The 20,912-nt window shown below is 71.5% G+C and carries 18 protein-coding genes; 11 read left to right on the forward strand and 7 right to left on the reverse strand.

The genetic code is table 11. The annotated features are described in order from the left end of the window. Window positions 1–2 precede the first annotated feature (2 nt). Window positions 3–1,322 (forward strand): HAMP domain-containing sensor histidine kinase, encoded by a 1,320-nt coding sequence (locus tag ACWGI6_RS05095; protein WP_453266195.1) that lies wholly within the window; start codon window positions 3–5, stop codon window positions 1,320–1,322. Window positions 1,323–1,394: 72 nt separating this feature from the next. Here ACWGI6_RS05095 and ACWGI6_RS05100 read toward each other — a convergent pair whose 3' ends face one another. Genes ACWGI6_RS05100 through ACWGI6_RS05115 form a run of 4 tightly spaced genes read right to left on the reverse strand, consistent with a single transcriptional unit; the run spans window position 1,395 to window position 5,801 of the window. Beyond that, entirely contained in the window at window positions 1,395–4,040 is a 2,646-nt protein-coding gene (locus tag ACWGI6_RS05100; RefSeq protein ID WP_453266196.1) for an FtsX-like permease family protein, read from the reverse strand. Further along, window positions 4,037–4,786, reverse strand: coding sequence for an ABC transporter ATP-binding protein (locus tag ACWGI6_RS05105; protein ID WP_453266311.1), 750 nt, complete (start codon window positions 4,784–4,786; stop codon window positions 4,037–4,039). Before ACWGI6_RS05105 ends, ACWGI6_RS05100 begins: the two co-directional genes overlap by 4 nt. Continuing rightward, on the reverse strand, window positions 4,786–5,448 hold the full coding sequence (locus ACWGI6_RS05110; protein WP_453266197.1) for an ABC transporter ATP-binding protein: 663 nt from the start codon (window positions 5,446–5,448) through the stop codon (window positions 4,786–4,788). The genes ACWGI6_RS05105 and ACWGI6_RS05110 overlap by 1 nt, the downstream gene beginning before the upstream one ends. Further along, a complete protein-coding gene (locus tag ACWGI6_RS05115) occupies window positions 5,448–5,801 on the reverse strand; it encodes a hypothetical protein (protein ID WP_453266198.1) in 354 nt (117 codons plus the stop codon). Before ACWGI6_RS05115 ends, ACWGI6_RS05110 begins: the two co-directional genes overlap by 1 nt. A 268-nt stretch (window positions 5,802–6,069) precedes the next feature. On the opposite strand from ACWGI6_RS05115, the gene ACWGI6_RS05120 reads away from it, so the two are divergent. From ACWGI6_RS05120 to ACWGI6_RS05140, 5 genes are all read left to right on the forward strand, one after another. Further along, window positions 6,070–6,438, forward strand: coding sequence for a nitrilase-related carbon-nitrogen hydrolase (locus tag ACWGI6_RS05120; protein WP_453266199.1), 369 nt, complete (start codon window positions 6,070–6,072; stop codon window positions 6,436–6,438). Window positions 6,439–6,717: 279 nt separating this feature from the next. Beyond that, complete coding sequence (locus ACWGI6_RS05125; protein WP_393904622.1) at window positions 6,718–6,951, forward strand: hypothetical protein; 234 nt, start codon at window positions 6,718–6,720, stop codon at window positions 6,949–6,951. Window positions 6,952–7,110: 159 nt separating this feature from the next. After that, window positions 7,111–7,878, forward strand: a complete 768-nt coding sequence (locus ACWGI6_RS05130; protein WP_453266200.1) for a hypothetical protein — start codon at window positions 7,111–7,113, stop codon at window positions 7,876–7,878. Window positions 7,879–8,584: 706 nt separating this feature from the next. Beyond that, window positions 8,585–9,967 carry an alpha/beta fold hydrolase gene (locus ACWGI6_RS05135; RefSeq protein WP_453266312.1) on the forward strand — a complete coding sequence of 461 codons (1,383 nt, stop codon included), beginning with the start codon at window positions 8,585–8,587 and terminating at the stop codon, window positions 9,965–9,967. 323 nt (window positions 9,968–10,290) lie between these two features. After that, window positions 10,291–10,932, forward strand: a complete 642-nt coding sequence (locus tag ACWGI6_RS05140; RefSeq protein WP_453266201.1) for a hypothetical protein — start codon at window positions 10,291–10,293, stop codon at window positions 10,930–10,932. Window positions 10,933–11,091: 159 nt separating this feature from the next. Here the strand turns inward: ACWGI6_RS05140 and ACWGI6_RS05145 are convergent, their stop codons facing one another. The 3 genes from ACWGI6_RS05145 to ACWGI6_RS05155 form a co-directional block, all read right to left on the reverse strand. Next, window positions 11,092–12,468 carry an MFS transporter gene (locus tag ACWGI6_RS05145; protein ID WP_453266202.1) on the reverse strand — a complete coding sequence of 459 codons (1,377 nt, stop codon included), beginning with the start codon at window positions 12,466–12,468 and terminating at the stop codon, window positions 11,092–11,094. 114 nt (window positions 12,469–12,582) lie between these two features. After that, a complete protein-coding gene (locus ACWGI6_RS05150) occupies window positions 12,583–14,061 on the reverse strand; it encodes an NAD-dependent succinate-semialdehyde dehydrogenase (protein WP_453266203.1) in 1,479 nt (492 codons plus the stop codon). Between the two features lie 214 nt (window positions 14,062–14,275). Then, window positions 14,276–15,076, reverse strand: a complete 801-nt coding sequence (locus ACWGI6_RS05155) for an IclR family transcriptional regulator (protein WP_453266204.1) — start codon at window positions 15,074–15,076, stop codon at window positions 14,276–14,278. A gap of 310 nt (window positions 15,077–15,386) precedes the next feature. On the opposite strand from ACWGI6_RS05155, the gene fae reads away from it, so the two are divergent. The 5 genes from fae to ACWGI6_RS05180 all read left to right on the forward strand — a co-directional run bounded on the left by fae (window position 15,387) and on the right by ACWGI6_RS05180 (window position 20,838). Beyond that, entirely contained in the window at window positions 15,387–15,926 is a 540-nt protein-coding gene (gene fae / locus ACWGI6_RS05160; RefSeq protein WP_453266205.1) for a formaldehyde-activating enzyme, read from the forward strand. Then, on the forward strand, window positions 15,923–17,035 hold the full coding sequence (locus tag ACWGI6_RS05165) for a mandelate racemase/muconate lactonizing enzyme family protein (RefSeq protein ID WP_453266206.1): 1,113 nt from the start codon (window positions 15,923–15,925) through the stop codon (window positions 17,033–17,035). Before fae ends, ACWGI6_RS05165 begins: the two co-directional genes overlap by 4 nt. Further along, window positions 17,032–18,555: an aldehyde dehydrogenase gene (locus tag ACWGI6_RS05170; protein WP_453266207.1), complete on the forward strand. Its 1,524-nt coding sequence runs from the start codon at window positions 17,032–17,034 to the stop codon at window positions 18,553–18,555. Before ACWGI6_RS05165 ends, ACWGI6_RS05170 begins: the two co-directional genes overlap by 4 nt. A 112-nt stretch (window positions 18,556–18,667) precedes the next feature. Beyond that, window positions 18,668–19,603, forward strand: coding sequence for an NAD(P)-dependent oxidoreductase (locus ACWGI6_RS05175; protein WP_453266208.1), 936 nt, complete (start codon window positions 18,668–18,670; stop codon window positions 19,601–19,603). A gap of 65 nt (window positions 19,604–19,668) precedes the next feature. After that, entirely contained in the window at window positions 19,669–20,838 is a 1,170-nt protein-coding gene (locus ACWGI6_RS05180) for an iron-containing alcohol dehydrogenase family protein (protein WP_453266209.1), read from the forward strand. The last annotated feature ends 74 nt before the right edge of the window (window positions 20,839–20,912 follow it).

Genomic DNA, 20,912 nt, shown 5'->3' on the forward strand with positions numbered 1-20,912 from the left:
CCGTGCGCCGCCGGATCCTCCGCGCGGTGGTCATCGCGGTGGTGTGCGCGGTGGTGCTGTTCTCCGTACCTCTGGCCGTGGCGACGCTTCGGCTCTACCGGCAGGACGAGACGCGCGAACTTCAACAACTGGCCCAACGGGTGGCCGTGACCGTCCCGGCGGACGTACGGCATCCCCGCGATCCCATGGAGTTGCCGCCCGTCGAATCCGATACCTGGATCGGCGTCTACGACGACGGCGCGCGCCTGGTGACCGGATCGGGGCCGGCGGGCGGGGACAGCTCGGTGCGCGACGCGCTGGCGGGCCGGGTCTCCGCGCAGCGGCTGGGCAACCGGCTGGTGGTGGCGGTACCGGTGGGTTCGGGCGAGCGGGTCCGGGCCGTGGTGCGGGCCAGCTCACCGGCCGCCCGACCGCTCCAGCGGGCCGTGCTGACCTGGGTGGCGATGCTCGCGCTCGCCGCGGTCGCAGTCGGCGTGGGAGCGGTGCTGGGCACCCGATCCAGCAGACGGCTGGCCCGCCCCCTGGAATCGCTGGCGCGGACCGCCGGCCGGCTGGAGACCGGAGACCTGGCTGCCCGGGCAGGCCCGTCCGGCCTGCCGGAGGCCGACGCCGTCGCGACCGCGCTCAACCGGGCCGCCGAACGCATCGAGGGACTGCTGCGGCGGGAGCGGGCCTTCAGCGCGGACGCCTCGCACCAGCTGCGCACAGCGCTGACACGGGTGCGGCTGGAGCTGGAGAGCGCGCTTGCCGCGGACGGCGAGGCGTCCGCGGACCCGCGCGCCGCCCTGCACGCCGCCTTGGACTCGCTCACCGCCATGGAGACCACGGTCGACGATCTGCTCGCCCTGGCCCGGGACGTGCCCGAGCAGGCACCGCTCGACGTGCGGGAGTTGCTCGCGGACGCCGAACGGCGCTGGCATGGCGAGCTGGCGGCCGCCGGACGGCCGCTGCGGATCACCGTCGTCGAGCAGCTGCCCGAGGCGGTCGGCTCGGCCCGTGCCGGGCGCCAGGTCCTGGACGTCCTGCTCTCCAACGCGCTCAACCACGGCGTCGGCGCTGTGACCGTCACCGCCCGGGACGCCACCGGGGTGGTCGCCGTGGACGTGGCGGACGAGGGCCCCGGCCTTCCCGCGGGCGAAGACGTCTTTGCCCGGCGGTACGGCGACACCGGTCGCGGCCACGACAGCGGCCATCGGATCGGGCTGGCGCTCGCCCGGTCCCTGGTGGACGCAGAAGGCGGGCGCCTCATCGTCTCCAGGCGAGCGCCGCACCCCCGCTTCACCTGGCTCATCGCCGGCGCACGCGAGGAGCCGGAACCATGACGCGCCAACGCCCTCACCGTCCGTCCGCTCCCCGCCGGCTTCCTGTTCGCGTCCGGTACCCGGAAGCCCGGCTCACAGCTCCCGCAGCTCGGTGAGCGGGGGGCGCCGGGCGTGGCGCACCGCGGTCCACGCCGCCAGGGCCAGCGCTGCCGCGACGGCCGCGGCGAGCGCGCCCAGGTAACCCCACGGCACGGCGAGCGCCGCCGGCGGCGGGTCGAACACCCCGGACAGAACTTTGACCAGCACCTGGGACAGCGACCAGCCGAGCAGCACCCCGCCGGCCGCACCGGCCACCGCCACCAGCACGGCCTCGCTCCACACGAATCCGGACAACTGCCGCCCCCGAGCGCCCAATACGGACGCCAGCGCCAGCGTGCGCCGCCGTTCGGTGAGCCCGAGAGCGAGCACCAGGCCGCCGGCCGCCGCGCCCAGCACCAGCGCGAACCCCAGCTCCACCCGGGTCAGCCCGCCCAGGTCCACCGCGGTGAGGCTGGAGCCGGTCACGGTCCGGGCGGTCGGCAGGTCGGTGACGTGGGCGGCCGGGCCGAGCACGGACCGCACGTGCCGCGCCACGACGCCCTGGTTGGCACCACCGGTGTTGACGAGCAGGGTGCCGACCGCGCCGCTGCCGGTCGTCCGGGCCACGTAGGAGGCGTTGGCCACCAGGAAGCTGTCCTTGGGGGCGGTCGGGAACTCCTTGGCGACGCCCACGAACCGGAACGTCACCGGCCGCAGCTGGTGGGTGCGGCTGTCCTGCAGGCGCAGCTGGACCCGGTCGCCGGGCTGCAGCTGGAAGTCGTTGGCGGTCTCCACGCTGACCAGGAGCCCGTCGGGCTGCCGCCGCAGCCGGTCCATCAGCTGCCCGGCGGTCCCTCCGGAGAAGTACGCGTCCTGGAGCCGGCCCGCGCCGACGACGGTGGACGGCCGCACCCCGTACAGGTCCTGGAGGTCGGGGCCGACGTACGCGAAGCGGTGCTGGAGCGGCTCCACACTGCGCACGCCGGGCAGCCCCGCCACCCGCACCGCGTCGGCCGCGCCCGTGGTGGTGCCGGGCGACTCGGTGACGGTGACGTCGGCGCCATTGGTGAGCACCGCGTCGACCCCGGCCTGCTGGCTGTAGGTGGAGTTGAACACGGCGGTCGAGGCGGCGAAGGCGATGGCCAGGGCGAGCAGCACCACGGCCCGCAGCACGGTGCCCCGTTGCCGGGACAGGCTGGCCGCGACGGTACCGGACAGCGCCCCGGTCGCCGGCCGCAGCAGACGGGCCAGCACCGGCCGGCCCCGCCGCAGCAGCAGGTCCATCAGCAGCCAGGTCAGCAGCGCCCCGCCGGTCCACAGCAGGGCCGGGCCGGCGAACGCCCAGTAGTCCACCGACAGCGTGGGCGTGCCTTCGGGCGCGAGGACCAAGGCGTAGTTCGTACGGCTGGTGATCTGGAAGACCGCCAGCGCGCCGGCCAGCAGCCCGGCGGCCAGTACCCACCATGCGGCGCGCGGCACCCGGCGCCGCTCCCCCGTCGCCCGGCCGGCCACGATCGTGGCGGCCCTGATGTCGCGGCGCGCCGGCAACAGCACGGTCGTACCGGCGATCACCGCGCCCACTGCGAGCGCCGCAAGCGCCCAACCGACGGTGAAGCTACCCGTCGTGCCGAAAACCGTACGCGCCAGCAGCGCCGCCACTGTCAGTCCCGCGGCCCCACCGGCGACGGCCACCACCCCGGCCTCCACGGCCGCGAGGGCCAGCAGCCGCCCCGCGGAGGCGCCACGGGTGCGCAAGAGGGCCTGCTCCCGGCGCCGCCGGGTGGCCCCCGCTCCGGCGACCGCCGCCGTGAGCGCTCCGGCCAGCACCGCACCGGGGACCCCGAGGAACAGGAACAGCAGCTGCGCGTACAGCGCGTCCGAGCGGGCCGCGTCCAGCACCGCGCTCAGGTTGTCGCCGACCTGGCCGGTGCCCGCCAGCTGCAGGTCCATGTGGTGGGCACTGCCGGTCGCCGCAGCGTAGGCAGCGGCCGGGTCCGGCGGCAGGGCGTGGCTGCGCCGTGCGTGGACCTGCTGATGAACAAGGTCGGGGTGGAGCTTGGCCAGCGGGCCGAAGGCCGCCTGCCAGCGGGCGGGCGGCAACAGGACGACATTGTCCGGGGGCGCCGTGGGCTGCGACTGCGGCGGTGCGCCGACCTTCTGGAACAGCGAGTCGGCCTGCGGCAGGTCCACCACCCCGTCCACCCGCACCTTCACCGGTGGCAGTCCCGCGCGCCCGACGGCCACCGTGTCACCTGGCGCCGCGTGCAGGTTCGCGGCGGTCTGCTGGGCCAGCAGCACTCCGTCGCCGCGTCCGGCCAGCACCCGGATCTCGCCCGGGAACGCCGAGCGGTATCCGGCCGGCACGCTCAGTACGGCGCCAGGTCCGGTGGTCTGCGAGGTGCCGCCGGCGCTGGCGCCCAGACCGCTGGTCCGGGCGTAGCCGACCGGTAGCGCGGCCCGGGTGCCCGGAGTGTGTCGCACGGCGGACAGCACCTGCCGGGCGTCGGCTCCGTTCGCCGCCTGTACCTGCCAGTCAACGACGACTCCGTGTACCGACTGCGCGGTCATGGTCGCCTGGGTTGCCCCGAGGAAGCCGCCGAGCGCCGCCAGCAGCGCCACCGCCATGGCGACCCCGGCCGCGACCCCGAAGAGCCGTCCGCCGCGGCGTCGCAGCAGCCCGGCCAGCCAGATCCTGATCATGGCTGCCCGCTCCTTCGCCCCGTCCCCGGGTCCTTCTCCGGCTGGATCAGGCGCCCGTCGGTCATGTACCAGCGGACCTCCAACTCACGGGCGATGCGCGGATCATGAGTGGTCACCAGTACTGCGGCGCGCAGCCGCGCGGCCGCGCCCAGCAGCACCGACAGCACCTGGCGGCCGGTCTCCCGGTCCAGTTGCCCGGTGGGCTCGTCAGCCAGCACCAGCCGGGGCCGGCGCGCCAGCACTCTGGCCACCGCGACGCGCTGGGCCTGTCCCGCCGACAGCTCGTCCGGCAGCCGCTGCGCGAGCGCCTCCAGCTCCAGGCTCGCCAGCGCCGCCCGCGCCCGGCCATCCGCCTCGTCCTCCGGTACACCGTCAATCTGCAGCGGGAGTGCGACGTTCTCGGCTGCCGTGAGCGGGGGCAGCAGGCTCGGCCCCTGGAAGACGACACCGATGTACCGGGCGAAGCTTCCCGTGTCGCCTGGCCCGCCGTCGAGGGCGGGGTGGCACACCCGGCCGGTGGTGGGCTGGTCCAGGCCCGCCATCAGGTGCAGCATCGTGGACTTGCCCGACCCCGAAGGGCCCACCACCGCAATCCGGGCACCGGGCGGGACGCAGCAGTTCAGGCCGTGGACGGCGACCACGGCGCCGGGGCCCCTGCCGTAGGTCCGGGCCACGTTCTCACAACGGACCAGCGGTGTACCGGTGTTCCGGGGGGCCGTGGTGCCGAGCGTCTCCTGCGCGTCCATCACGCCCACTTCCCGTCGCGCAGCCGCAGCACGCGGTCGGCGGCCCCCGCCACAGCGCGGCTGTGGGTGACCACGACGACAGCGGCTCCGTCGGCGGCGCGCTCGCGCAGCAGGTCCAGCAGTCGCCGTTCGGTCCCCGCGTCCACCTCGCCGGTCGGCTCGTCGGCGAGCAGCACATCCGGGGTGTTCGCCAGCGCGACGGCCAGACCTGCGCGGGCCGCCTCCCCTCCGGACAGCTCACCTGGCAGGGCCCCTGAGCGCCGGCCGATACCCACCCGGTCGAGGAGTTCCTGCGGCGCCATACGGGTCCGGGCGGGCGCGAGCCGCTGCACGAGCGCGATGTTGTCCCGCACGCTGAGGTGGTCCAGCAGATTGCCCGACTGCAACAGCACGCCGATGCGGTGCGCCCGGATGCGTCCCCGCTCGCGTTCGGGGCGGTGGCTGAGCCGTTCGCCGGCGACTCGCACCGTGCCGCCGTCCGGCTCGTCGAGACCCGCCAGGCAGTTGAGCAGGGTCGTCTTGCCCGAACCGGACGGCCCGGTCACTGCCACGGTCTCACCGCAGCGGACCTCCAGCCCGACGCCTCGGAGCGCAAAGGTCTCCTCCTCGCCGGCCCGGAAGAAGCGGTACAGGGAATGGGCAGTGAGCACGGTGAGAGCCATCACGACCACCGGAAGCTGTCCGTGACGGTCCGCCAGGGGTCCACGTTGTCGGCGCCCACCGCGCCGGACAGCGTCAGCAGGGCCGCCCCCTTGCCCGGCTGATAGAACTCGTACCGCTGCACGTCCAGGGGGACCCGCTTGCCGGTTACCTGGTCAGGAGCGGAGTCGGCGCGGTACTCGGCCAGCACCGCCCTGCCGCCCCCGCGCTGTACCTCGACCACCTTGACCAGCGAGAAGTGCGTGCTCGCGGCGCGGATCGCCGGGATGTCCTTGCTGCGCACGGAGTTCACCGTCGGGGCGCTCGCCCGGTGGACGCGCTCCACCGTGACGCTGTTGAACTTGTCGCTGAACACCGTCGCCGCGCCTCGGGTGGTCCGCCCCCACCCCTCCGGCACCTTGACCGTGAACCCCCCGCCGGGCGGAGACCACGGCACGTACACCTGGGTGTCAGGGATGTCGCCCGGAGGATTCGAGTCGGCTGGTGAAGGCGTCGTGGCGGCCGGCGCAGCCGCACCTGGCGGATTGTGCGAAGACGACGCCGGGGACGAACAGGCCGCCGCCCCGGCCGCGGCACCGGAAACGAGCAGCAGGGCAGCCGCCGCGGCGGCGAACGGACGACGCATGGTCGACACCTCCCGGCGAGGGCGGCGGCCGGTCGCCGCCGCAGGTTTCCCCCACACCTCGACGCTAGGAGGGGCCCGGCCAGGGCCTCCGCTGTGCACGGTTAGCGCCCGGTTAACAGAGGAGCAGGCCGTCGTCCTGGCCTGCTGCGCCGACGGCACGCACAGCGAGATGAAGCAGGCCGGCGGCAGCCTGATCGTCGACCCGTGGGGCACGGTGCTCGCCGAGGCCGGCGAGGGCGAGGAAGTTCTCACGGCGGACGTCGATGGACGTGGTGGGGGCGATCCGGGAAGAGCTGCCGGTCCTCCGGGACCGTGTCCTCGCCATCCCCGCACCCCCTGCCCGGTAGGCAGCGGCCGGACGGGGTGATCGGTGCGAGCCGCGCTCGCCGCTGGACGCACCCAGGCCGCGCGGCGAGCGCACGCGGCCGGGTCCATGGAAACAGTGATCCGTTCACTATCGGCCCGTCGTCGCCAGGAACCGCTTCAGGGCCCGGCCTCGCTCCGGCCCGCAGGCCCGGCAGCGTCCTGGCCTGCGCACCTGTCCCGGACGGCGGGGGATTTTTTCCTCTTCTTCCGAAATGGGTGGTTGCGTGTATCGTCCTCAGAGGCAGTTCCCGCACGCGATGGAACTGGTGGGAGACAAGACATGATGAAGAAGATCATCGCGATAGCGTTCGTCACTGCACTGTTCGGCGCCGGAGGCGCCGGCATCGCCTCCGCGGCCCCCGCGTCGCCGGGGCCTCCGCCGGGCCGTGACACCGTCACCACGACGTTCCACTGTCCCGCTCCGCGCGGCACCTTCACGATCACGGCGGACCCATGGGTGATGGGCCAGTACGAGTGGTATTACAGCGAGCATGGCTGCACATACACCTCGTAATCACCGGCCCCCCACGGTCGCGCTCATTCCCTCGTCACGGTCATTCCCTCGCCACGGTCATTCCCTCGTCACGGTCATCCGCTCTCGTCGGGTCCCCTGCGGCCACCGGGCCCGGCCCGGTCGGTAGAGTCCTGCCGTGGCACGGAGGGGGGACCTGCGATGACGGACATCGACGCGGTGGTGGCTCGGTTGCGCCAACTGCCGGACGTCTCGGGTGGGTTGGTGCGGCTGGATCCCGGGATCGACGACGCCCGGATGGACTCCTGGCCGGTTCCGGTGCCGCCAGAGATGCGCGTGCTGTTCCGCTCCGTCGGCGGCATCCGGATCACCGTGCGTCGTTCCGTGGTGAACGGACATACCTCGGCCGAGCACGTCGACTTCACCGAATCCTTCAACAACGGTGAGTACCTCGGGCACGACGTCAGCTGGTACCTGGAGCACGCCGGTGGCCCGGGCAGTCACTGGTTCGTCCACCTGGACCACGGCGACGGACACTGTTATGTCGATGTCGACCGGGACACCGGTGACTGGGGCCCGGTCTTCCAGTTCTGGGACGACACCGACACCCGCCGGCTGGCGCTTTCGCTGCCCGACTGGCTCCAACGGTTGGGGGACTGCGTGCACCAAGCCGTTGCGGAGGCAGGCACGGAGGACACCAATGCCTTCGGGATGGCGTTCACCGACCGGTGGTGGGAGCCCGCAGGGGATCCGGTACCGGTCACACCCGTCCGTGCGAACGAGGCCAGGTCGGCCGACGACCCGGTGCTGCGAGACGCGGCGGCCGGTTTGCCGGACGACGCTCTCCTCGCGGACCTGCGACCGGTCGCCGGAGTTGCCGAGGTGCTGTTCGACCTCCCCGTGAGTTGCCGCTACGCACGTCGGCACGGCGGAGCCGTCCTGACCGCGGTGCAGTGGGACGGCGAATAGACCGTTCCCTGAACATCTCCACGGACGCACGGACGCACGGACGCACGGACGCACCGACGCACGCCTCGGTCGTCGGCGCGCCCGACCCGAGGCTGGGTGGAAGGTCTGCTGCGCCTTCATCGTCCCCGGAGCGGGCACCGTCCGGCCGTGGAAGGGGGTTCGGCGTCATCCATTGCTGGAGCTCTCTCTTGGGCTCACGTCGGCTGAACCGATACCGCCTTCCTCGGAACTTCACGGCGTTGGCTCTCTCCCGCGGGCAGAGCTGTCGGCTCTGCCTTTGGGCAGAGGGGCCGTGGTCCGTGAGGGCGACGCGACTGCGGCGGGTCTGCCATGGGGCAGGCGGCGCTTTCCCGACCTGAGGGCGACGGATTCGGGGGTGTCTCGCAGCCACGATGGTGGGGAGTTTCGCACCTCTTCCAGGAGCACTTATGACGCAGCCCACCACCCTTGCCGCCGGCCTTAGGGCTCTCTCCGGTGTCGCCGCCCGCGCGACGGGCTGACGCACGTCTACGGCGAGGGCAACACCCGCTTCATCGCCCTCGACTCTGTCTTTGTGGAGTTCGGGTCAAGCGGTCGACGCCCGAGGGAAAGGAACAAGAAAATCTTCCTGTCAGTCATGAGAAACACACATCGGCGCAGAAGGTCATGGAAACGCTGGGGTACCTGGGCAATCCCGGCCTGCGCCGCCGCACTCCTCGCGCTTCCCATGCTTCCGGAACGGGGTCAGGCAAGTGCCGGCATAACCTGGCGGCCTTGCGCGGGAAACCGTCATGCTCAGTGCGGCACGCTGCCTCTCCCGGTCAACTGGGCCGCCCCTGGCGAGACGTTCAAGCTGGAGGTAGCCAGAAGAAAGGCCACCAACCCGGCCAAACGCATCGGGGTTCTGCTGGTCAACCCCGGCGGGCCCGGAGGATCCGGCGTCAACATGGCGCTGGACAGCCAATTTCCCGCCGAGCTCAGGGAGCGCTTCGACATTGTCGGGTTTGACCCACGCGGGATAGGCAAGAGTCATCCAGTCAAGTGCTCGAAACGACTGGTCGACAATCCCCCGCGTGGATTGCCACGCAACCAGCGCGAATTCGAACGACTCGTTTCCTACCACCGTGAACTCCGCCAGGACTGCCGCAAGCACAGCGGTCCGCTCTTCGACCACGCCGACACCCTCAACGTCGTCCGGGACATGGACGCGCTCCGTGCCGCGCTCGGCGAGGAGAAGATCAACTACTTCGGCCATTCCTACGGCACGCTCATCGGCCAACAGTACGCGGAGAGCTTTGGCGGACATATCCGGAGCATGGTCCTCGACAGCAACATGGACCACAGCCTGCAGACAAAGGACTTGGCTGTCTCCGCAGCGGCTTCGGTCGAAGATTCTCTGAAGGAATTCGTCCGGTGGTGCAAGACCACGCCGACGTGCGCGCTCCATGGCCAGAACGTCCTGCTCCGCTGGGACCGTCTGCTGGCAGCAGCCGACCGCGGCGCGCTGTACGAGTCCAACGCCCCGGTCTCCGCCGACGACATCACCAGCCGGGCCTACGACGCCTTCAGCTCCGGCCCACCGGAGCGGTCTCAGCTCGCCAAGTGGCTGACCACATTGCGGATCGGCCGACCGCATTCGCAGGGGGACACACCCCGCACCAGTCAGACCTCCGGAACCGAACCCCCCGGCAGAGACGCCGTGTTCTGCCAGGACTGGCAGACGCGGATAAGCGACTACCGGGAACTCCACGCCCTCGTTCGTGCCGAGAGAGCAGCCGCGCCGCATGCGCGCACCTCTCCCGAAATGCGCAAAGCCATCCTGAGCTGCGTCGGATGGCCGAAGCACGCCAACAATCCGCAGCACCCCCTGCGCGTCGGCCCCCACGCACCCGTCATTCTGCTGGCCAACGCCCGCCACGACCCCGTAACCGGGTACGCCTGGGCCCTCAACGTACAAAGGCAAGCGCAAAAGAAGACCCGACTGCTCAGCTTTGGCGGATGGGGGCACGGCGCCATCGGCACCAAGTGCACCATAAACGCGGTAAACCGCTACCTGGTCCATGGCTCATTGCCGCGACCTGATGCCGGCTGCCCCGCATCTCAGAAGTGATGATGTGGGACTCCCCCGCCACACTCCGGCCTCCTCAGCGCCGCCTCCGCGGCGGAACACCGGGCGGAGCCGGATTCCGGCGGGTTGTCACAGGTCGATCAAATGATCGCAATGCGCCACTCCGTGGCCGGGGGCCGCCTCGCCGTGCGGCCGCACTGCCTCTGCCCCGACCGCACGCCGTGAGAGCACCGATGGATTGCCGCACACGCAGGACAGACAGCATCATGTGCGTTGTGAAACCGCCCCCCGCCCTGACTGGAAATGACGTGCCGGCGCCTCGCCCTCTGCCGGCCTCCGCGGGGCGCGCCAGGGCGGCGCTGCCGGTGCTCGCCTTCGCCATGGCGCCTGTCTTGCTGCTGCTGACCGGTTGCGCCGGCGGCGGTGAGCCCAAGAGCGCGGGAACGACGCCGCCCCTTTCGGCCCCCAGGCAGTTGTGGGCCCCCAGCAAGCCCCCGCCACCGCTCGCCGAGCCCAATGCGAAGATCTCGGACGGTGTGCCGTCACCCGTGCGCGGGGTGCCGCGCGTGCCGTCCGGCGACATCCACCAGGTCTCGGCGCTCGCCCTCGCCAAGGCCCGGCTCACCACGATGACCAGCCCACTCGACGAAGAGGGCACCGACAAGAAGATCAAGGACTGCAAGACCGCCGGGCAGAAACCGTGCCCCGTCCAGAAGCCGCAGTACCGGGACATGAACGGCGACGGTAAGGACGAATTGCTGCTCGGCATCACATCGGGGCGTTACTTTCTGTTCCTGTGGGGCTTTACCGTCAAGGATGGCCAGGTCAGCCTGATCCTCGACCAGGCCGAGCGCCCGCTGTCGGTGGAATTGTCGGGACGTGACGTCATCGTGCGGGAGCCGGCCGACAAGGGTTATGACATCCGCCGGGTCTACTCGTGGGACGCACGGGAGCAGGCCATGGACGAGCGGTCCTTCGAATACCTTGAGTCAAGCCGCAGGAAATGAGCGCCGCCCCTATGGTGACGCGAATATCGAGGGTCGGGGGGGGCCTCGCAGCGGGAGGGGCGGACTGTCCACCACCGGCTGCACGCCGAGCTGCTGCTGAGCCTTGGTGCCGACGTGCTCACCACGGTCATGCGCCGACCGTGGTGAGCAGCGGAAAGCTCACACCGCGCCCTCGCGGGCTGCGCGGGCCGCGCGGGCCAGGTCCATGTCCGTGGTCTCCGGGGCCAGGAACTGCGATACCAGGCCGCCGAGTGCGAGCACACCCGCGCCGACCAGGAGCACGAACTCCGCACCGAAACGGTCCAGGCCCATCGGCAGCAGGAAGGTGCCGACGGCGGCGCCGACCCGGCTCATGGCGGTGGCGAAGCCGACGCCCGTGGTGCGCAGGGAGGTGGGGAACACCTCCAGCGGATAGACCGCGGTCAGCGCGCTGGAGGCGGCGTTGAGGAAGATGAAGAAGAGGAAGCCGACGACGATGACGGGGGTGGAGGACGGCCACACGGCGACCAGGGCCAGGCAGACCGCGGTGATCCAGAACGGCGGAATCAGCAGCTTGCGCCGGCCGATGCGGTCCACGACCAGGCATCCCGCCGTCACCCCCGCCACGGCGGTGAAGGAGTAGACCAGCAGCGCCGCGACCGCGTTGTCGCCCATGTGAAGCGCCTCGAAGACCTGGGTCCAGAACGTGCCGATGGCGAAGTACGGCAGCACGAGGGCGGCCCAGAAGACGCTCGCGAAGACGGTGCTGCGCAGGTGACGGCGGCTGAACAGGGCGCGGAAGCCGTCCCGTTGGCCTTGGCCCTGGGCGCGCTCGTCGAGCTCGGCCGTGATGTCGATCTCGATGCCGTACTTGGTGATCAGCGCCTCGGCCTCCTCCCGGCGCCCCTTGCTCAGCAGCCAGCGCGCCGACTCCGGGATACCGCCGCGCAGCGCCACGCACACCGCGGCGATGACCGCGCTGCTGGCCAGCGACCAGCGCCAGCCGCCCGCGACGTCCGCGAACAGGGCACCGACCACCGTCGCCAGCGCATAGCCCACGTACCAGCTGATCTCCAGACTGGCCAGCAGCCGGCCGCGGCCCTGCCGCGGGGCGTACTCGGACAGCAGTGGCGCGCCGATCGCGTACTCGCCGCCGATCGCCACACCCATCAGCAGCCGGATGAGGAAGAGCTGGAGACCGTCGGTGACGAAGAACTGGAGCACCGACCCGATCAGGAAGATCAGCATGTCGACGAGGAATACCGGCCGTCGCCCGAAGTGGTCGGCGAGCCGTCCGAACAGCGGGCCGCCGACGAAGATGCCGATCAGCGGAGCGGCGCCGACCAGTCCCTGCATCAGTGGGGAGAGGTGGAGGTCGGCGGTGAGCGCGGCCATCGCCATGCCGATGCCGCCGATGATGTAGCCGTCGATGCCCTGGCCGATCTGCGTGGCGAGCTTCAACTTGGTCTGCACGAGGCGTCGTTGGCGCTGGGTGGCGCCGCCGGGGGCCGGTGGGGCGCCGGGCTGGTGGTGCTCGGTCGCAGGCGTCGTTGCCATGTGCGGTCCTTGTCTTTCGGTGTCGGGACAGGCCGGGGCGCGCCGCGGCCCGCGGCGGAGCACAGCGGGGAAGAGCTCAAGGAGAAGAGGGAGAGGAAACGGGCGGGGAAGGGGTCAGCCGGTGGGCCAGTCGAGGGCGACGTACTGGGTCTCCAGGAATGCCTCGATGCCCTCGCGGCCGCCTTCTCTGCCCAGGCCCGACTGCTTGACGCCGCCGAACGGCGCCGCGGGGTCGGAGAGCAGGCCCCGGTTGAGGCCGACCATGCCGGCCTCCAGATGCTCGGCGATGCGCAGTGCCCGGGCCACGTCGCGGGAGTAGACGTACGAGGCGAGGCCGTGCACCGTCGCGTTGGCGCGGGCCAGCATCTCGTCCTCGTCGGTGAAGGTGGTCAGCGGCGCGACGGGCCCGAAGACCTCCTCATGGAGGATGCGGGCGTCATCGGGTACGTCGGTCAGGACCGTCGCCGGGTGGAAGTGGCCGGGCCCGTCGGGGATCGTGCCGCGCGCGGCGACCTGCGCGCCACGCGCGAGCGCGTCGTCGACGAGGGAACGGATCTTCTCGACGGCCGCCTCATTGATCATGGGGCCTAGGGTGACGCCGTCCTCCAGGCCGGGTCCGGTGCGCGCCTCGGTCATGGCCGCGCCGAACTTCTCGGTGAACTCGGCCGCGACGGAGGCATGGACGTAGAAGCGGTTGGCGGCGATGCAGACCTCGCCGCCACCGCGCATCTTGGCGTCCATCGCACCGCGCACGGCGGCGTCGATGTCGGCGTCCTCGCAGACGATGAAGGGCGCGTTGCCGCCGAGCTCCATGGTGACGTTGACGATGTGCTGCGCGGCCTGTTCCAGGAGGAGCTTGCCGGTGGCGGTGGAGCCGGTGAAGGAGAACTTGCGGACGCGCTCGTCGTCGAGCCAGGCGGTCACGACCTCGGGGGCGCGGTCGGTCGGCAGGACGTTGAGCAGGCCGTCGGGCAGGCCGGCCTCGGTGAGCAGCGCGGCCACCGCGAGGGCGGTGAGCGGGGTGTCCGGGGCGGGCTTGAGGAGCACGGGGCAGCCCGCCGCGAGCGCCGGGGCGATCTTGCGGGTGGCCATCGCGGCGGGGAAGTTCCAGGGCGTGACGAAGGCGGTGACGCCGACGGGATGCTTGCGCACGACGTGGCGGTAGCCGCCGCCGGGCGCGTCGCCGAACGAGGAGCCGATCCGTACGGCCTCCTCGGCGAACCAGCGGAAGAACTCGGCCGCGTAGCCGACCTCGGCCGCCGCGTCCCGGTATGCCTTGCCGTTCTCCAGCACGATCAGCCGGGCGAGCGTGTCGGTGTGCTCGCGCATCAGCCGGAACGTCTCATACAGGATTTCGGAACGGCGCCGGGCCGGTGTGGCACGCCAGCCGGCCGCGGCCGCCGTGGCCGCCTCGACCGCGGCGAGAGCGTCGTCCGCACTCGCCGCGGACACCTCGCGGACCAGGTCACCGGTCGCCGGGTCGTACAGGGGGAAGGTCCGATCGTCCGATGCGGCGCGCCAGCAGCCGCCGACGAACACATCGCCTGCGGCGAGCGGTGCTTTGGCGAGGGTGTCGATGCCGACGAGGTTCATGAGCTGCTCTTTTCTCCGTTCCGAAACCGGGCTCGTCCGGTTCGCGGCGAATTTACGAGCGGGTCACACGGGCGACAAGGCCGCTTCCCGGATCGCAATGGGGGTTGCTGTCAGGGCAACTCCCAGGTCGCCCGCGGGAGTACGGCCCATGGGGGAGCAAGCCGACGGCGAGCCCGCGCCCACGCGGAGCGGAGGACCGTGGGGGGAGGAGAGCTCAGGTCAGCCGCGCCCTGGGGGTCGCCGTGCGGCGTGGTTCCCAGCCGAGGAGGGCGGAGACCCGGGCCGCCGCCCTGGCCGTCGTGCGGCCGGCTTCGTCGAGGCGGTCGCCGAGCCGGGGCCCGGGCGCGGAGATGTTGAGGGCCGCGACCACCCGGCCCCGGAAGTCCCGTACCGGCGCCGAGACGCCGACCAGGCCGGCCTCGAACTCCTCGCTCACTCGCGCATAACCCTGCCTCTTGGCCTCCTGGATCAGGGCCCACAGGTCGGGGACGGGCATCTCTCCGCTCGTGCCGAAGCGGACGTACAGCTCGTCGGGGGTGGCGTCGGCGAGCAGTACCCGGCCGGCCGAGGTCTGCCAGGCAGGTACCCCGCGGCCCTCCCACCCGTGTACCCGGAAGGAGTGCCCGGAGACCGACAGCAGGGTGAGCACTTCGCGGTCGCTGAGTACGCACAGGTGGCTGGTCTCCTCCAGGTCCGCCGACAGCGCGTGCATGAGCGGCTCGGCCATGCGCACCAGGCGGCTTTCCGAGGTCCGGGCCACCAGCGAGAAGAGTCGCCAGCCGAGTCGGTACTCCAGGGTGTCCGGGTCGCGTTCGACGATGCCCTCGGCGGCGAGGGCTTTGAGCGCGCGGGAGACCTGGGTCTTCTCGCGTCCCACCAGTTGGGCGAGGCGTACGACGCCGAGGCCGCCTGCGTTCTGTGCCTCGTCGGAGGCGAGGGTTTCCAGCAGGTCGATGTCGCGGCGCAGGCCGTGTCCGCGTGGGGTCGCGGGGGCCGGCGAGGGGGTGTCCGTCACGCGCGCCATCCTAGGCACCGGTCCGTACGCGGAAGCCCCAGGTCAAGGCCGGAGTTGTCATGAGAGCAACCGGCATTTCGATTCGCCCTGCGGCCTTGCGAGGGGGTGGTGGCGGACCTAGATTCGCCGCATCGGGCCGGATGAACTGCGTAGGAAGCGAGGTTCATCTCGTTCACCCGAGTAACAGCCCTTTCAGGCGATTTTCTCGCCGCTCTCGCTTTTCCTCACCACGCATTGCCGTTCATTGCCGTTCATTCGAGTTTCCCGCCGGTCACTCGATGACGCCCCTTCCCGAGGTCCAGGAGTTCCGATGCCCTCCCCCTTTGCCGCGACCGCACTGATCGGCGAATCCTTCGTCGGTGACGGTGCCAACGCCGCGCACACGAACGTCGTGATCGGCCGCAAGGGCGGCCCGGTCGAAACGGCCTGGGCGACGGCGCTGGCCACCCCGAGCGCCGGACACGTCCCGTTCATGACCGTCGTGCGGCCGTCGGTCCCGGTCAAGCCGCAGACGCTGTTCGTGAACAAGGCCGTCGCCGGGGGCGAGCTGCACCAGCGCGCGACCTGGGGTTCCGCCCAGGCGGGACTGGCGCGCGGGGTCATGGACGCCGTCGAGGAGGGCCTGATCCCCGCCGAGACGGCCGACGACCTGCTGATCGTCGCCGCGGTGTGGGTCAACCCGGCGGTCGACGACCTCGACGTCTCGTTCCGCAACCAGCGCGCCGCGGGATACGGCGCGGTGCGGGCCGCGGTGACCGGCGCGCCGTCCGTCGCAGATGTGCTGGCCGCGGCGGTGAAGGGCCCGGAGAACCCCTTCTACACGCCCACTCCCGAGGTGCTCGCCCGATGAAGATCACTGACATCACCCTGGACCGGCTGCGTCTGGAGCTGGACCCGCCCTTCCGCGCCGCCTGGGATCCCGAACCACGCCGGCACTTCGACGCCACCCTCGTCCGGGTGCACACCGACGAGGGGATCACCGGCATCGGTTCCGGCGACCTCATGGACGGTTTCGACACGTACAAGCACCTGTTCGTCGGCGAGGACCCGCTCGACATCACCCGGCACGTCCGGGCGATCGAGACGGCCAACTTCCACGGCGCCCCCTACTGGCCGCTGGAGGCGGCGCTGTGGGACATCATCGGCAAGGTGCACGGCCGCCCGGTCGCGGAGCTGTTCGGCAATGCGGCGAAGCGGCTGCCGGCGTATGCGTCGTGCGGGGAGCTCAAGTCCCCCGAGGAGCGCGTGGCGACGGCGCTGAAGGTACGCGAGGCCGGCTTCCGGGCCATGAAGATCCGGATCGACCGGAACCGCGTCGACGAGGGCGTCGCGGCGGTCCGGGCCGTCCGGGAGGAGCTGGGCACCGGCTTCGAGATCATGGTCGACCTCAACCAGTCCTGGCGGATGGCGGGGGACACCGCCCCCGCCTCCGACCTCGCCAAGACCCACAAGGTCATCGCGCGCCTCGCCGAACTCGATGTGTTCTGGGTCGAGGAGCCGCTGCCCTACGCCGACCTCGAAGGCTTCAAGCGGCTGCGGGCCGAGAATCCGGGGGTGCGCATCGCCGCCGGCGAGATGCACCACTCCCCCACCGAGCTGCTGCGCTACCTCGAAGAGGACGCCCTCGACATCTACCAGATGGACGTGGTGCTCGCGATCGGCATGTACCGCGCCCGCACCCTGGCCGAACTCGCCCAACTGAAGCACCGTCAGTTCACCCCGCACAGCTGGACCAACGGCATCGGCGTCCTGGCCAATCTGCAGGTCTCGGCGGGCGTCGGCGGCGGCCCCTTCTTCGAGTTCCCCTACGACCCGCCCGGCTGGACCCCCGAGCGCCGCGATTTCATGCTCGCCGAGCCGGTGCGGGTGAACGCCGAGGGCGATCTCGAAGTGCCGGACAAGCCCGGTCTCGGCATCGAGCTCGACGAGGAAGCGATCGACCACTGGAGGCTCACGTGACCTGCACCATCGAGGAATTGCTGCACCGGTCGTACGACGAGTGGCGGGCCGCCGCGGACAAGCTCAGGTTCGAGACGCGGCCGTTCATCGACGGCGCCTTCACCGACGCCACGTCCGACGACACCTTCCCGAGCGTCTCGCCGCGCGACGGCGCGCTGCTCGCCGAGGTGCAGGCCGCGTCCGCCGAGGACGTCGACCGGGCGGTGCGTTCCGCCCGCGCGGCCTTCGAGGACGGACGCTGGCGCGACCTCGCCCCCAGGGAGCGCAAGCGCGTCCTGCTGCGCTGGGCCGAACTCATCCGCGCGAACGCCGAGGAACTGGCCCTTCTCGACACCTTGGAGATGGGCAAGCCCATCACCGAGTCGGTGCGGATCGACGTGAACCAGGCGGCCGAGACCATCGCCTGGTACGCGGAGGCCATCGACAAGACATACGACGAGGTGGCGCCGACTCCCGGTGACGCGCTCGCGCTGATCACCCGGGAACCGCTGGGCGTGGTCGGCGCGGTCGTTCCGTGGAACTACGCGCTGCTGATCGCCAGTTGGAAGCTGGGCCCGGCGCTCGCCACCGGCAACAGCGTCGTTCTGAAGCCCGCCGAACAGACCTCGCTGGCCGCCCTGCGCCTGGCCGCGCTCGGCAGCGAGGCCGGACTGCCCGACGGCGTGTTCAACGTGATCCCCGGGCGGGGCGAGGTGGCGGGGCAGGCGCTCGGCCGTCACCCCGAGGTCGACAAGATCGCCTTCACCGGCTCGGCGGAGGTGGCGCGGCTCTTCCAGGTGTACGCGGGCGAGTCCAACGGCAAGCAGGTCGCCGTCGAGGCCGGCGGCAAGTCCCCGCAGCTCGTCCTGGCGGACGCCGACATCGAGGCCGCCGCCTCCGCCGTGGCCTGGGGGATCTTCTACAACGCGGGCCAGACCTGCAACGCGGGTTCCCGGGTCGTCGTACACGCCTCCGTGAAGGAACGGCTCCTGGAGGCCGTTCGCCGGATCACCGCCGCAACCTTCCGGGTCGGCGACCCGCTCGACCCGGCCACCGTCATGGGCCCGATCGTCGACGAGGACCAGCTGGCCAAGATCCTCGGCTATATCGCACGCGGCAGGGAGGACGGCGCGACCGTCCTCCTCGGCGGCGGACGCACCCTCACCGAGTCCGGCGGCAGCTACATCGAACCGACCGTGCTGAACGGGGTGGCGAACACCTCCGCCGTCGGCCAGGAGGAGATCTTCGGCCCGGTCCTCGCCGTGGTGACCTACGACGGAGACGTCGACGAGGGCGTACGCCTCGCCAACCAGACGGACTTCGGACTCGTCGCCTCGGTCTGGACGCGGGACATCGCCGTCGCCCACCGCACGGCCAGGCGCCTTCGGGCCGGCACCGTCTGGATCAACACCTTCGATGCCAGCGACGTCATCACTCCCTTCGGCGGCTTCAAGGCCACCGGCGCGGGCCGCGACAAGTCCCTGCACGCGCTGGACGCGTACACCGCACTCAAAACCACCTGGATCAACCTCGGGGACTGAACACGGGCCCCTCTCCCTCCCACCCCCTCTTTCCCCTTTCGCCGCCCCCCTTCTCCCCTCTCCCTCCTTCTCTCTTCTCCCTTCTTCTCTTCTCACCGCAGCGAGGACAACGATGAGGATCGGTTTCATCGGCCTGGGCAATATGGGTCGCCACATGGCCCGCCATCTGATTCACGCGGGACACCTGGTCACCGTGCACGACACCCGGCCCGAGGCGGCCGCCGAACATCTCGCGCTCGGCGCCACCTGGGCCGACTCCCCCGCCGCCTGCGCCGAGGGCGCGGAGCTGCTGCTCACCATGCTGCCCAACCCGCGGATCGTCGAGGAGGTGCTGCTGCGCGGCGGTGCGGCGCAGGCGCTGGCGCCGGGCGCGCTGTGGATCGACATGTCGACGTCGACGCCCGCGGCCGCCGAACGAGTAGCCGCCGAGGTCCTCGATGCCCGGGGCGTGCGCCGACTCGACGCGCCGGTCAGCGGGATGGCCCGGGGCGCCGAGGCCGGCATGCTGCAGATCTTCGCCGGTGGCGCGGACGACGACTTCCGGATCGCGCTGCCGGTCCTCGAAGCCATGGGTGACCCCGACCGGATCCTGCACGTCGGCCCGATCGGCGCCGGATACAGCGTCAAGCTCATGATCAACCTGTTGTGGTTCAGCCATCTGGTCGCCACCTCCGAGGTGCTCGCCATGGGCGTGAAGGCGGGCGTCGACCTGGGGGTGCTGCGCAGCTCGCTGCTCGCCAGCCCGGCCGCCTCGAACTTCCTGGAGAGCGACATCATGTGCGTGCTCGCCGACGGTGACTACGACGACTCGTTCGCGATGGCACTCGCCTGCAAGGACCTGGGGCTCGCCATCGACCTCGGCCGGGACCTGGGTGTGTCCACCGAGCTGTCGGCCCTGGTCGAGCAGATCTACCGCCGCGCCAAGGCCGAGCACGGCGACCTCGCGGGCGAGATGAGCCCCGTCCGCCTCTACGAGTCCCTCGCCGGCCGGGAGTTCCGTCTGCCGAATCCGGCCGCCGCGCTGGACGACGCGGCACTGGTGCTCTGAGCCGCCGGAAGGCACCGCCGGACACGCTCCCACGCTCACACTCACCCACCTCAGGAGCCGCACCCATGGCCTCTCCTCAGCGCGACAGCCTCGCGCCGCTGAGCATCGACCCCATCTGCCGCATCGAGTTCGGGCCCGGACACATCGGCCGGCTCCCCGAGCTGATCACGACCACGGGCCGGCACCGCGCCTTCGTCGTCACCGACCGGGGTCTGCGCGCAGCGGGCGTCGTCGAACGCGTCCTGAAGATCCTCGACTCCGGCGGGATCGAGTACGCCGTTCACGACGAGGTGGCGCCCAACCCCTCCACCGGCGACGTCGACGCGGGCGCCAGGCGGGCTCGCGCCTTCGGCCCGGCCGCGGTGGTCGCACTCGGCGGCGGCTCCGTTCTCGACGCGGCGAAGGGCATCTCCCTGCTCGTCGGCAATCCGGACGCGGTAGCCGCCGACGCCGGCCGTCTATGGGAAGCGGCCGACGGACTCCCGCTCATCGCGATCCCCACCACGTCCGGCACGGGGGCGGAGACCAACGGCTTCGGGGTGATCGAGGACGCCGAAGCCTGCCGCAAGGTGTACCTCGGTCACCCTTCCGTGAAGCCCCGAATCGCCCTGCTGGACCCTGAGTTGACGCTCGGTCTGCCCGCCCCGGCCACCGCCGCCACCGGCATCGACGCACTCGTCCACGGCATCGAGTCGCTGGCCTCACGCGGCGCGAACCCGGTCTCCGTCGCCTACGCCACGCAGGCCGTGACGATGGTGAGCGGCGCGCTGCCCACTGCGTACCGGGACGGCTCGGACCTCGACGCCCGCGCCGCACTGATGCTGGGTGCCCACCTCGCCGGCCAGGCCCTCACCCTCTCCGGACTCGGCCTCGTCCACGGAATCGGCCACGCGCTCACCGCTCACACCGGAACCCCGCACGGAGTAGCCCTGGCCGCCGTACTGGAGGAGGTCATGGTGTTCAGCGCTCCGGCGGCCCGGGACGCGTTCGAGCAGGTGGGACGGGCCATGCGCCGCACCCCGCCCGCGGACGGCGACTGGGCACGGGCCACGGTGCAGGCCGTGCGCGAGATCTCCGGAACACTGGACCTCAAGCGGCCCCTGCGCGAACTGGGCGCCGACCGCGCAATGCTGCCGGCCATCGCCGCGGGAGCGGTCGCGGACGCGGTGACCAAGAACGCTCCGCTGCTGCCGAGCGAGGCGGAGGTGCTGGAGATCCTCACCCGGGTGTACTGACGGGCGGCGCGGGATCGCGGGAGGCGGATGCGGAGTTTCGTCCCCGGGCTGCGAGGCCCGCGGCGCGACCCCGC

The organism is Streptomyces sp. NPDC054786 (genome assembly GCF_053611685.1).

What these genes read in the sequence shown, in the direction of transcription:
- ACWGI6_RS05100 (WP_453266196.1), bottom strand. Translation starts at nt 4,040, where the DNA reads ATGATCAGGATCTGGCTGGCCGGGCTGCTGCGACGCCGCGGCGGACGG.
- ACWGI6_RS05105 (WP_453266311.1), bottom strand. Translation starts at nt 4,786, where the DNA reads ATGGACGCGCAGGAGACGCTCGGCACCACGGCCCCCCGGAACACCGGT.
- ACWGI6_RS05110 (WP_453266197.1), bottom strand. Translation starts at nt 5,448, where the DNA reads ATGGCTCTCACCGTGCTCACTGCCCATTCCCTGTACCGCTTCTTCCGG.
- ACWGI6_RS05120 (WP_453266199.1), top strand. Translation starts at nt 6,070, where the DNA reads ATGGTCGACACCTCCCGGCGAGGGCGGCGGCCGGTCGCCGCCGCAGGT.
- ACWGI6_RS05125 (WP_393904622.1), top strand. Translation starts at nt 6,718, where the DNA reads ATGATGAAGAAGATCATCGCGATAGCGTTCGTCACTGCACTGTTCGGC.
- ACWGI6_RS05130 (WP_453266200.1), top strand. Translation starts at nt 7,111, where the DNA reads ATGACGGACATCGACGCGGTGGTGGCTCGGTTGCGCCAACTGCCGGAC.
- ACWGI6_RS05135 (WP_453266312.1), top strand. Translation starts at nt 8,585, where the DNA reads ATGCTTCCGGAACGGGGTCAGGCAAGTGCCGGCATAACCTGGCGGCCT.
- ACWGI6_RS05145 (WP_453266202.1), bottom strand. Translation starts at nt 12,468, where the DNA reads ATGGCAACGACGCCTGCGACCGAGCACCACCAGCCCGGCGCCCCACCG.
- ACWGI6_RS05150 (WP_453266203.1), bottom strand. Translation starts at nt 14,061, where the DNA reads ATGAACCTCGTCGGCATCGACACCCTCGCCAAAGCACCGCTCGCCGCA.
- fae (WP_453266205.1), top strand. Translation starts at nt 15,387, where the DNA reads ATGCCCTCCCCCTTTGCCGCGACCGCACTGATCGGCGAATCCTTCGTC.
- ACWGI6_RS05165 (WP_453266206.1), top strand. Translation starts at nt 15,923, where the DNA reads ATGAAGATCACTGACATCACCCTGGACCGGCTGCGTCTGGAGCTGGAC.
- ACWGI6_RS05175 (WP_453266208.1), top strand. Translation starts at nt 18,668, where the DNA reads ATGAGGATCGGTTTCATCGGCCTGGGCAATATGGGTCGCCACATGGCC.
- ACWGI6_RS05180 (WP_453266209.1), top strand. Translation starts at nt 19,669, where the DNA reads ATGGCCTCTCCTCAGCGCGACAGCCTCGCGCCGCTGAGCATCGACCCC.